Consider the following 12,090-nt stretch of genomic DNA (forward strand, 5'->3'; position numbering starts at 1 on the left):
TGGGCCAAGGGCTGGCGGTTAGGGGCAGTTGTGATACCTGGAGTGTAGTCTACTCTACGGGTAATACAGAGGCGCGATCAAGGGCGTCGGGCTAAGGGCTGGCGTTTCGCTGGCTCCTAGAGCGACTAAGGCCGATTTTTGGGCTGCGGTCAAGCCAGTGATCCCAGCGATCGCCATGCCTTCGTAGGGACGGGGTACCCGTAGCGTTTGGGCATGATGGTAGATAAAGCCGTCGGGAGTTGGCAGTTTTTGCCAAACCTGAATGGTTTCGTCTTGGCTACAGCTAATCAGGCGATCGCCGTCGGCGCTAAAGGTCACGTATCGCACCCACTTGTTGTGGCCGCAAAGGGTTTGGTGACACTGCCGAGTGCGCAGGTTCCACAGCCTGATGGTGGTGTCGCCGCCACAGCTAGCCAGCCACTGGCCATCGGGGCTAAAGGCTACGGATAGCACCAGGCTGGGGTGGGTGCCAATGACGGTGCGGTGGCCCAGCTTCAGATCCCACAGCATGACATAGCCGTTAGACCCGCCGCTGGAGAGGAACCGACCATCGGGGCTAAAGGCTAGCCCTCGCACCCAGCTGCCCTCGCAGGGTAGGGTTTGCAGGCAGGTTTGGGACTCAAGATCCCAAAGGCGCACGGTTTGATCTTGGCTGCCGCTGGCTAGGCGGCGACCGTCGGGGCTGATGGCCAGCGTCCAAACGCCGCTAGTGTGACCTGTGAGAATGCCACAGCCCGTCTGGCGGTCGATATCCCACAGGCGAATGGTGCCGTCAAGACTGCCGCTGGCTAAGCGATCGCCCCCAATTGCACCCCGAGGGCAAAAGGCTAGAGCCCAGACCTCATGGCTATGGTCGGTCCAGGTGGCGCGACAGTTCCCAGTTTCGCTATCCCACAGACGCACGGTGCGATCTTCGCCACCGCTAGCAATCCAGCGGCCGTTGGGGCTAACCGCGACGGCAAAGACCCAGCCATTGTGCCCAACAAACTCTCGGGGAGCGGCTGGGGTAGTCAGGGGCCACAGGCGTACCTGGCGGTCCTGACCACCGCTGACCAGGTAGTGACCCTGGGGATGCAGCGCTACAGACCACACACCGCTGTTGTGGCCACGCAGCACCCGTAGGGGTTGGTGGTTTTGGCTATCCCACAGGCGCACAGACTGGTCTTCGCTGGCGCTGGCTAGGATGTAGCCGGTCTCTTCGGCAGATGTTTCCCCCAAGGGGCTAAAGGCGACGTTTGAGATCCAGCTGCTGTGGCCCTTGACCGCCCAGTTGATCTGCCCGGTCTGCCAGTTCCACAGGCGCAGGATCTGGTCATCGCCACCGCTGGCCAGGGTGCGGCCGTCGGGGCTAAAGGCGACGGAGCGCACCGCTTGATGCCCTTGACTTGCAAGTCCCGCTGAAGCGGGCTGAGGCGATCGCACCCTGGTCTGAGTGCCGACATCCCAGATGCCAATGCTGCCGTTGTGGTGACCACTGGCCAGGGTTTGCCCGTCAGGGCTAAAGGCGATCGACCACACCGGTGACCCAGCGGCCATTACGGTGCTGTCGCCACTGGCCACATCCCACAGGCGCAGGGTGCCGTCATAGCTGCCGCTGGCCAAGAGATGACTGGCCGAGCGATTCTGAAACGAGCCACTGTGCAAATCGCTCAAATTCGGACCGCCGCGCAGATAGCTTTGGGGTGAAAACGCCACCGATCGCACCTCATCGGTATGGCCCACTAGGCTGTAAACCAGGGTCTGAGTCCGCACATCCCACACGCGGATCTGGTGGTCTTCACAGCCGCTGGCCAAAAAGCGCCCGTCGGGGCTGAAAGCGAGGGAAAAAAACCGGCTGGAGAAGTCTTTGAGCTGGCCGTAGCGATCGCCGGTTTTGAGATTCCACAGGTCGATGGTGCCATTGGCGCTGCTGGCCAGAGTTTGGTTATTGGGGCTGAAGGCCACCGCCCAGCACCAGCCGTCTTGGGCATGCAGGGTGAGCATCGGCTGGGCATCGCTGACCCGCCATAGGTGAATTTCGTAGCTGACATCGCTGGCTGCTAACAGCTGGCCGTCGGGGCTAAAGGCAATGGCTAGCACCTGGCTAAAGGTGTCTTTGAAAACCGATCGCGACAGGTCGGCCTGGGCAAAGTTGGCGTTGTGCAAGGTGCTGTCTTGCAGATAGGCCTGCCAAATCGTCTGCTCAGAAAAATCCCAGCCCGCCAGCGAGATGTCAGCCTGCTGAAGCAGATTGAGCAGGTTGCCGCAGGCGTAGCTCTGCAAGCTCTGCCCGCGCCAGATGTCAAGGTGGTGGCGCAGGCGCTGGGCTAAACTGTCAGGGTGCAGCCGTAGCCGTTGCAGCACCGGTTGCAGAATCAGCCGAGTTTGGCCGTCGCGAATGTAGTCTTTAGCCTGGGCCAACATCAGGGCGTGGGTGTGCAGTGGGCTGGAGTCGACCGTCGGCGGTGCCAGAATGGCCTGGCTGATCTGCTCTACCAGCCAGTCGGTCATGTATTCCATTACCACGGGCTGGAGGGTGAAGCGCGTGCTGCGAGCATTGGCTCGTAGGATGTCGCGCTCAATCAGCGATCGCCGCTCCAGGCTGGTGAGGGCTTCGATCAGCTCGCCCAGGGCCAGGGGAGCCACCAAGTCAGCGCGCACCTGCGCTAGGGTAACGGGCTCACGATGAATGGCGAGCCAGGCCATCACCTGCTGCTCAACGGTCGTGAGGCGATCGAGCTGGTGGGTCAGCAGATCGCGAATGTCGCCAAACACCGAGTCTCCCTGGGCCAAAATTTGCACAAACGGCCCCAGCTGCCCATCAAAGAAGTCTTGCACCACGGCCGCCACCATCTTGAGGGCCAAAGGATTGCCCGCGTAGTGGTTGACCAGGTGCTGCCAGTCGCTGGGGGTGCCCATAAACTGGCCCCGAGTCTGGAAAATGGACTGGCCGACCGGGGGCGGCAGCCCACCCAAACGCAGGGAGCGAATCGGTAGGGTAGCCCCTTCCTGCTGGGCGATCTCTTTAATTTTTTCGCGGCTGGTGAGCACGATGGTGCTGGGGTGGTCAACATTGCCCAGGCTGTAGAAGAGCTGGGCATAGTTTTCGTAGCCCGGCTGATAGGTGCCGGTGCGATCGCGCGGCTGCAAAATGGTCTCGCCATTGTCGAGCACAATCAGACTGCGGTGCCGGCGCAGCTGGTCAAGCAGCGATCGCAGCAGGCCATCAAACTCAGCGGCGGTGTTGGCTCCCGGCGACAGCAACCCCAGCAGATCTTTGAGCAGGTCATTGACCGGTGGGGCATGGCGCAGCGATCGCCAGATCACCACTTCAAATTGGTCTTGCACCTGCTGGGCCAGCTTCACCGCCAAAGTGGTTTTGCCGATGCCCCCCATGCCAAACAGCCCCACCAGCCGACAGCCATCGGCAACCACCCAGTCTTGCAGCTGAGCCAGCTCGTCAGTGCGGCCGTAGAACACGGCTGCGGTAGCGGCGTCGCCCCAGTCGCGGCGGCGACGAAAAGGCGCTGCATTGGGGTTGCCTGCCGCCAAATCGGGGGCTTTGAGCTGGCGAGCCAAGACCGTCCGCAGGTTGCGCTTAGTGACTTTTTCTCCTAAATACTCAGAAAGGCACTGCCACAGGTCAGACCCCATTTGCTTGATGTAGCCCACCTCGTAACCCAGAGCCAGGGCCGTGTCTTGGTAGGTGCGATCGCCCCAGGCCTGCTGAAATAACGTCACCTGAAGCTGACTGAGCGCCACCCCACGCTCGGCGAGAACCCGTTCAACCAGTCCTAACGCATCGTCATCGGTCATCGGGGTGTATCCAATGCTACTTGCTGCTCTAAAACCAAAGTGGCATGGGGCCTAGGGGAAATTCTATGGGGCTGATCCTAGCCAAGCCTTACCCCCAACTTTGTACCTTGGGTAACATTTCACCCGCCAAGCCGGGTTCTACCCGCTCAGAAACGTACTTTTGGCGAACTTTCCTCGCACCTCCCAGCCCAGCCTGTGTTGGTAGTCTCTCCTTAACATTCAGCGCTTCAACCTGACTATCTTTCACCCTCACTAAGGAGAGTCCCCATGCGGAAGCCCACGTTTCAGGTGACCCGTCGCCAGGCGATTCGGGGATTGCTGGCCACCGGTGCCTTTGGCCTGACGGTAAAACTCAGCGGCTGTAGCAACGCCCCACGGCGGGGGGCAGCGACACCCTCACAGCCGGGTTCATCTACGTCGGCCCCAAGGATGACTATGGCTACAACCAGGCCCACGCCGAAGGGCGCGCCAGCCTCGATGCCCTCGATGGGGTCAAAACTTCCGAAGAGGCCAGCGTGCCCGAAACTAACGCGGTGCAAGAAAGCATCCGCAGCATGATCGACCTGGACGGGGCCACGGCGATTTTTGCCACCTCCTTTGGCTACTTTGACCCCCACGTGCTGGCGCTGGCCAAAGACTTTCCCGAAGTACAGTTTTTCCACTGCGGCGGGCTGTACCAGGAGGGTGTGCACCCCGAGAATGTCGGCAGCTACTTTGGCTACATCGACGAAGCCCAATACGTCGCGGGCGTTGTCGCCGCCCACGCCTCGACCAGCAAGCGGCTAGGGTTCATCGCCGCCAAGCCCATTCCCCAGGTGCTGCGCAACGTCAACAGCTTTACCCTGGGGGCTCGCAGCATCGACCCCAGCGCCACCACCCAGGTGATCTTTACCGGCGACTGGGCCGATCCGGTGCGTGAGGCCGAGGCCGCCAACAGCATGGCCGACCAGGGGATAGACGTGCTCACCTGCCACGTTGACAGCCCCAAGGTGGTGATTGAAACCGCCGAGCGGCGCGGCATTTTTGCCACGGGTTACCACGCCAACCAGGCTGAACTGGCTCCCCAGGGCTACCTCACCGGGGCCGAGTGGGACTGGTCGAACGTGTACAAAAACTACGTCAGCCTGTTGCAGGGGGGCAAAACCCTGATGAATGGCGGCATTCCTCACCTGGTACGGGGCGGCTTTAAAGATGGCTTTCTGAAGCTGTCGCCCTTTGGCCCGGCGGTGAGCGCCCAGGCCCAGCAGGCGGCAGAGACCGCCCAGGCCCAGCTGATATCGGGAGAACTGGTGATTTACAAAGGCGAAATCAAAGACAACAAGGGCAAGACCGTGATCGCTGGCGGTAAAGAGCTGGGGCAGACGGCGATCGAGCTGGAGCAGATGAACTGGCTGGCGGAAGGGGTGATGGGAAGTGTGGGGTAGACGGGTGGATGGGTAGAGGGTGGATGGGTGAATGGTCGTAGGGTGGGCATTGCCCACCATTCATCTGCGGCTCCTACCTACTAGCTCTTAGGTTGCGCCACCTACTTGCGCGTTCCACCGACTCTAAGGCCGCTTCACCGCAACGTTATCTCTGATAAAGGGATTGAATATCCAGTGAATTAAGGAGCAGAATCATGAGCGATCGCTGGCGGAGTCTTCTCGAAAAAATCTGTATTCCCATTGGAGCGCTGCTGGCGGCCCTGGTGATATTTGGTCTGTTTTGCGCCCTGGCAGGGGCGAACCCGTTGGGGGTGTATTACTCCATTTACCGCGCCGCCTTTGGCAGCTGGAGCTCGTTTCAAAACACGCTGATTCAGGCGTCGCCGCTGATGCTGAGCGCTCTGTGTACGGCGCTGCCCGCTCGGTTGGGCCTGGTGATCATCGGCAACGAAGGAGCGCTGGTGCTGGGTGGGTTGGCGGCGGTAGCAGGTGGCCTTACCCTAGGGGGCTGGGGCTTGCCCACCCCGGGGGTGCAGCTGGGCATGGCCCTGGCGGGCATGGCGGCGGGCGGCATCTGGATTGCCATTGTTGGAGCGCTGCGGCACTACCGAGCGGTAAATGAGACCATTAGCAGCCTGCTGATGAACTACATTGCGATCGCGCTGCTCAACCACATGGTTAACGGCCCGATGAAGGATCCCAGCTCGCTCAACAAGCCCTCTAGCTATCCCCTGCCCGAAATGCACATGCTGGGCAATCTGCCGGGCAGCCGGGTGCACTACGGTCTGGTGCTGGGACTGGTGGCCTGCGGTTTGGCCTACTTCTTGATTCAGCGGACAACCTTTGGCTTTGCGGCGCGCACCGCTGGGGGCAATGTGCGAGCGGCGCGGGTGGCGGGGCTACCCGTCGGCAAGCTCACCCTGGCGATCTGCTTTTTGGGCGGGGCCTGCGCGGGCCTGGCGGGGATGGTTGAGGTGGCCGCCGTCCACGGTCGAGCCAACGAATCGCTGAACGCGAACTACGGCTACGGCGGCGTGCTGGTGGCCTTTATTGCCCGCCACAACCCGATCGCGGCTAGCCTGGTGGCCCTGCTCTTGGGCGGCATTCTGGCCAGCGGCGGCATTCTACAGCGCAGCCACGGCCTGCCCGATGCCACGGTGATGGTGTTCCAGGGCATTGTGTTTCTGTCGGTGCTGTATAGCGATTCGCTCTACGGGCGGCTGCCCATCTTCAAGGAGCGCGGCGTGCAGCCCAGTCCGCCGATGGCGACGGCAACCCCAGTCTAGGTGTGTTGGGTTAGACGGTCGCAATGGCGCGCAATGCCCCAGTCCATAAACGTCTTCAACAGTAATCTACAGAGAGTTTAGAGCCATGGCCAGTGAAGCACTAGGGTGGTGGGGTGTTCCCCTCGCAATCATTGCTGGAACCCTGCGGGGCAGCGCTCCGTTTCTGTTGGTCAGCTTGGGGGAATGCCTGACCGAAAAAAGCGGCAAGATCAACCTGGGCCTGGAAGGTACTCTGCTGATGGGAGCCATGAGCGCCTACGCCGTGTCGTACCTGACTGGTTCGCCCTGGCTGGGGGTGATTGTGGCCGGTGTAGCCGGTATGTTCTTAGGGGTCATTCACGGCTGGCTGGCCCAGCAGCCCCGGGTCAACGATGTGGCGGTAGGCATTGCCATGATTATCTTTGGCAGCGGTCTGGCCTTCTTCTTGGGCAAGCCGTTTATTCAGCCCTCGGCACCTCAGCTACCAACTCTATCCCTGGCGGGGTGGACCCAAATTCCTCAGCTCGAGTCGGCCCTGAGCATTAGCCCACTGTTTATTTTGGGGGTAGCGATCGCCCCGCTCATGCAGTGGTTCTTTCGCTCTAGCCGCTGGGGTCTGCTGGTGCGCGCCGTGGGCGACAGCCCTGATGCCGCCAAGGCGATGGGGATTTCGATTTTCAAGGTGCGAATGGCCAGCATTGTCGCGGGCAGCTTTTTGGCCGGCATTGGCGGGGCCTCTCTATCGCTGTTTTATCCCGGCAGCTGGTCAGAGCGAATCTCCAGCGGTCAGGGGTTGATGGCCGTGGCCCTGGTGATTTTTGCCCGCTGGAACCCGGTGCAGTGTCTCTACGCGTCGCTGCTGTTTGGCGGTGCCCAGGCTATTGGCCCCGCCCTGCAATCGGTGGGCATTGACGCCTATTACTACTTGTTCAACGCCTCGCCCTACATTTTGACCCTGTTGATTATGGTGATTACCTGCTCGCCCAAGCGGACCTTAACAGGTGCCCCCGGCTCCCTCGGACAGGCGCAGGAGTAACATTGGCCACTGTTCTTTAGAGCACTTTATGGCGATCGGTTGAACGGTAGGTTGAGTGAAACACAGTGGAACCCACTCAGCTGCCGTTGGGGTCGCTAACGCTGCCCTCGCCTGACCGCCCAACTACCAATAAAGCGCGCTAATACCCGTTAGCTATCCAACCGGAGAGAACCCATGGGAATTTTCGTTGAATCCGAGCCGTATCCATACCCCTACGACGGGGAGCTGCGGCCCGAAAATACGGCGCTGATTGTGATCGACATGCAGACCGATTTCTGCGGCATCGGCGGCTATGTAGACAAGATGGGCTACGACCTGTCGCTCACCCGCGCCCCGATCGCACCGATCGCCAGGCTGCTAGAAGTGCTGCGCGATCGCAACTTCACCATCATCCACACCCGCGAGGGCCATCGCCCCGATCTGTCAGACCTGCCGGAGAACAAACAGTGGCGATCGCGCCAGATCGGCGCAGGCATTGGTGACCCCGGCCCCTGCGGACGCATTTTAGTGCGCGGCGAGCCTGGCTGGGAACTCATTCCCGAGCTGCAACCCCTGCCCGGTGAAGTGGTGATCGATAAACCCGGTAAAGGCTCCTTCTACGCCACCGATCTGGATTTAATTCTGACCCGCAAAGGCATTCGCAACCTGATTTTGGCGGGCATCACCACCGATGTGTGTGTCCACACCACCATGCGCGACGCCAACGATCGCGGCTACGAGTGCCTGCTGCTGTCAGACTGCACAGGCGCTACCGACTACGGCAACCACTTGGCCGCGCTGAAGATGGTCAAAATGCAGGGCGGCGTGTTTGGTGCAGTAGCCCATTCCGAAGCCCTGATCGAAGCTTTGGCCCAATCCGAGATGAGTTTTGGGGAAATGGTGGGCAGTGCCCACCCTACGGTTGTTTCGCAAGCACAGCCTACTTTCTCCTAATCTCCCCATCACTCCCTACCCCCTACTCCCTACTTCCCTATGAAAACCGCGATTGCTGCACCGCAGATCAAAACCGCGCCCCCCGAGCTAGAGGTGATTAACCTCACCAAACGCTTTGGCAGCTTCACTGCCCTCGATCAGGTCTCGATCAAAGTTACCCCCGGCAGCTTTCACGCTCTGCTAGGAGAAAACGGAGCGGGCAAAAGCACCCTAGTGAAATGCATCATGGGCTTCTACACCCCCACCTCGGGGGAGGTGCTAGTCGATCGGCAATCTCGTGCGATCGATAGCCCTAAGGATGCCCACCACTTTGGCCTGGGCATGGTCTACCAGCACTTCACCTCGGTGCCCGCCATGACCGTGGCCGAAAATCTGGTGCTCTCCCGCTACGACAGCCCCCAGTGGATCAACTGGAAGACCGAGTACGATCGCCTTGACGCCTTCATGGCCACTTCCCCCTTCCAGATCGACCTGCGCACCCCCATCGCTCAACTAGCGGCCGGCCAAAAGCAAAAGCTCGAAATTCTCAAGCAGCTCTATTTGAATAGCCGGGTGCTGATTCTCGATGAGCCCACCTCGGTGCTCACCCCCGACGAAGCCGACGAGGTGCTGGGCCTACTGCGGGAAGAGGTCACCGCTGGCCACCTCAGCGTGCTGATGATTTCCCACAAGTTTCGCGAGGTGATGGCGTTTACCGACGAGGTAACGGTGCTCCGCAAGGGGAAGCTGGCAGGCCACGGCTACGTGCGCGATTTGACCGTCGATGACATGGCCCACATGATGCTGGGCGAAAAGACCGAAGCCACCCCAGTGGAAAAGGTCGCGATCGCCGACTCGCAGCCGGTTCTAGAGCTCAAAGACCTGTGCGCCGATCGCGACAACGGCCTGCCCGCTGTGTGCAGCGCTAATCTAATCGTCAACAGTGGCGAAATCGTTGGCATTGCCGGCGTCTCGGGCAACGGCCAGCGCGAGCTAGTGGAGGTGCTGGCCGGACAGCGCCCCCGCCACAGCGGCGATATTCTTGTCAACGGCGAGCCCTATCAGTCGACCCGCAAAGAAATGGCTCGTCACCAGGTCTACACCCTGCCCGAAGAACCGCTGCGCAACGCCTGTGTCCCCCACATGAGTGTGGCCGAAAACATGGCCCTGCGCACCTTCGACTGCCCGCCCCAGGCTCGGCGCGGCTGGCTGCTCAGCCTGCGCAACATTCGGCGCATGGCCGAGGGCTTAGTCAAGGTCTTCTCGGTCAAAACCCCGTCGGTCGATACCCCGGTAGGTCATCTCTCTGGCGGCAACGTGCAGCGCACCGTGCTAGCCCGAGAACTGTCGTCAACCAACATCAACCTGCTGATTGCCGCTAACCCCTGCTTTGGTCTCGACTTTTCGGCGGTCGACTATATCCACAGCCAGATCCTCGCTGCCCGCAATCGGGGCGTGGCGGTGCTGCTGGTAAGCGAAGACCTCGATGAGTTGCTGAAACTGAGCGATCGCATCGTTGTGATCAGCGGCGGCGAACTGGTTTACGAAAGCCCCACCGCTGCTGCCGATATCAAAACCCTAGGTCACAAGATGGCTGGGCACTAGTGGATGGGTGGATGGGTAGGGGGTGGATGGGTAGGGGGTGGATGAGTGAATGAGTGGGAGAGTTAGTATGCAATCGATTGTTTTGCCTGACCTAAAAGCTATGGCGGCTGACCCAGAACTGGATTGGGAGCCGTTTCGGTCTGGAGTCGAGATCCATTGGCTCTACCCCGCCGAACCCGGTGGGGCCGCCGCTGCCCTGCTGCGCTACCAGCCTGGAGCCTCGGTTCCCTACCATCGTCATACCGGGTTTGAGCACGTTTTGGTGCTGTCAGGCTCCCAAACCGATGACAACGGCACCTATGGGGCGGGCACCCTAGTAGTCAATCCACCCGGCACCTGCCACACCGTCAGCAGCCCCGAGGGCTGCATCGTCCTCGCCATCTGGGCCAAACCCATCGAGATCGAACCCTAAGGCAGACACGCTCTACCCCTACCCATCCACCCCCTACCCATCCACCCACCATGCCCCTACCCGCCCTACCCTACCCCTACCCCCTACCCGCCACCGGCCTCGCGCTGCTCATTATCGACATGCAGCGCGATTTCATTGAGCCCGGTGGTTTTGGCGATGCCTTAGGCAACGATGTCAGCCTGCTGCGATCGATCATTCCCAACGTGCAGGCATTGCAGGAGGCGTTTCGGCGCTACCATCTGCCGATTTTTCAGACTGTGGAGGGGCACCTGCCGGATCTCTCGGACTGTCCGCCGTCGAAGCGCGATCGCGGCAATGGATCGCTCAAAATCGGCGATCGCGGTCCTATGGGGCGAATTTTGATATTGGGCGAACCGGGCAACGGCATCATCCCCGAACTCGCACCCTTGCCCAACGAGGTGATCATTCCCAAACCCGGCAAGGGAGCCTTCTATGCCACTGAGCTAGAGGTCCACCTCAAAGCCCAAGGCATCACCCACCTAATCATTACCGGCGTGACCACCGAGGTCTGCGTGCAGACCACCATGCGCGAGGCCAACGATCGCGGCTACGAATGCCTGCTGGTCGAAGACGCTACCGAGAGCTACTTGCCCGAATTTAAGCAGTCTACCCTCGAAATGGTGCGTGCCCAAGATGGCATCATCGGCTGGACGGGGCACACCGAGACGCTGCTCAACGCCCTAGCGGCTCAGTATGAAACTCCGGTAATAGCTTAGGAATGGAGCAGGTGTGAGTCCAATTGCACTGTTGGGGAGTTTTTGGGAGCGATCGCCGTCTCTTGGACCCCTTTAGTTGTCCTGCGCAACCTTGTCACTCTGTCAAATCGAGGGTTTTCGGGTTATCCCTTCTGGCAGACTACATCACTTACCTTTAATCGTTAAGGTCTGTAACGAAAGCGTTGTTAGCCTAACCTTTTCAAAACTTCAGTTCAGCTTGAACTTAGGTTTTGACAGGAAAGCACAGTGCAGAACCTTACACAGGAAGTCCCCATGACTAACTCAACTCTAGACGCAATCAAAGAGCCTCTAAAACAGTTTGAAGCCTTCGATGCTGACACCCAGCTAGCGCTGCTGTGGTATGGCTATTTAGACATTAAAGATCAGCTCAATCCTAACCCCGACAGCAAAGTAGAAGGAATGGGCCAAACCCTCTACGATCACATAGTCGTTCTGTCCAAAGAGGACCAGCTTCAGGCTCAGCGCGATATCGCCAACCGAGCTGACACCGACATCAGTAAACAGTATGGTGCCCTCAGCCCCTCGTCGAAGCTAGAGACTTGGCTACTACTGGCCCAAGGTATGGAGTCGGGCGAGATTATTAACGTCCCCAGCGACTACTCTTTGCCTGAGCACACCCAGGGATTTGTTGACCAAATCAAAGCCTTAGACTTCGAGCAGCGGATTACCTTTACCCGCGACGCCGTCACCGGTATGGGCGCGTAAAAAGTCACTTTCGGGTAGCAATAGATGCCCTCAGTAGGTACCGGCGAGTAAACCCTTCGGGGCTAGTTATTGCTGGTCTAATAAGTATCAATAGCTGAGATGCTTATAGCCGGATTAAATAGGTTGTGACCAAGCCACAACTGGCTTTGCGGGGTTCCACTATTAGCCGACCTACACG

General features: G+C 59.9%; 8 protein-coding genes and 1 pseudogene. 8 read left to right on the forward strand and 1 reads right to left on the reverse strand.

From position 1 onward, the window contains the following. Nucleotides 1–54: 54 nt before the first annotated feature. Complete coding sequence (locus H6F75_RS14355; RefSeq protein WP_190753154.1) at nucleotides 55–3,795, reverse strand: NB-ARC domain-containing protein; 3,741 nt, start codon at nucleotides 3,793–3,795, stop codon at nucleotides 55–57. Nucleotides 3,796–4,062: 267 nt separating this feature from the next. Between H6F75_RS14355 and H6F75_RS14360 the strand changes: the two are divergent. The 8 genes and pseudogenes from H6F75_RS14360 (at nucleotide 4,063) to H6F75_RS14395 (ending at nucleotide 11,912) form a co-directional block, all read left to right on the forward strand. Continuing rightward, a pseudogene (locus H6F75_RS14360) lies at nucleotides 4,063–5,219 on the forward strand (BMP family ABC transporter substrate-binding protein). A 194-nt stretch (nucleotides 5,220–5,413) separates the two neighbouring features. Further along, nucleotides 5,414–6,505: an ABC transporter permease gene (locus tag H6F75_RS14365; protein WP_190753155.1), complete on the forward strand. Its 1,092-nt coding sequence runs from the start codon at nucleotides 5,414–5,416 to the stop codon at nucleotides 6,503–6,505. Between the two features lie 85 nt (nucleotides 6,506–6,590). Beyond that, nucleotides 6,591–7,520 carry an ABC transporter permease gene (locus H6F75_RS14370; RefSeq protein ID WP_190753156.1) on the forward strand — a complete coding sequence of 310 codons (930 nt, stop codon included), beginning with the start codon at nucleotides 6,591–6,593 and terminating at the stop codon, nucleotides 7,518–7,520. A 174-nt stretch (nucleotides 7,521–7,694) separates the two neighbouring features. Continuing rightward, nucleotides 7,695–8,453: an isochorismatase family cysteine hydrolase gene (locus H6F75_RS14375; protein ID WP_242020018.1), complete on the forward strand. Its 759-nt coding sequence runs from the start codon at nucleotides 7,695–7,697 to the stop codon at nucleotides 8,451–8,453. 39 nt (nucleotides 8,454–8,492) lie between these two features. Continuing rightward, on the forward strand, nucleotides 8,493–10,037 hold the full coding sequence (locus H6F75_RS14380; RefSeq protein WP_190753157.1) for an ABC transporter ATP-binding protein: 1,545 nt from the start codon (nucleotides 8,493–8,495) through the stop codon (nucleotides 10,035–10,037). Between the two features lie 67 nt (nucleotides 10,038–10,104). Next, nucleotides 10,105–10,449 (forward strand): cupin domain-containing protein, encoded by a 345-nt coding sequence (locus H6F75_RS14385; protein WP_190753158.1) that lies wholly within the window; start codon nucleotides 10,105–10,107, stop codon nucleotides 10,447–10,449. Between the two features lie 50 nt (nucleotides 10,450–10,499). Then, the gene (locus H6F75_RS14390) at nucleotides 10,500–11,186 is read left to right on the forward strand and encodes an isochorismatase family cysteine hydrolase (RefSeq protein ID WP_190753159.1); all 687 of its coding nucleotides are present in this window, start codon (nucleotides 10,500–10,502) and stop codon (nucleotides 11,184–11,186) included. 273 nt (nucleotides 11,187–11,459) lie between these two features. Then, the gene (locus H6F75_RS14395; RefSeq protein WP_190753160.1) at nucleotides 11,460–11,912 is read left to right on the forward strand and encodes an orange carotenoid protein N-terminal domain-containing protein; all 453 of its coding nucleotides are present in this window, start codon (nucleotides 11,460–11,462) and stop codon (nucleotides 11,910–11,912) included. The last annotated feature ends 178 nt before the right edge of the window (nucleotides 11,913–12,090 follow it).

Origin of the sequence: Nodosilinea sp. FACHB-131 (assembly GCF_014695395.1) — a bacterium.
GTDB lineage: Bacteria > Cyanobacteriota > Cyanobacteriia > Phormidesmidales > Phormidesmidaceae > Nodosilinea.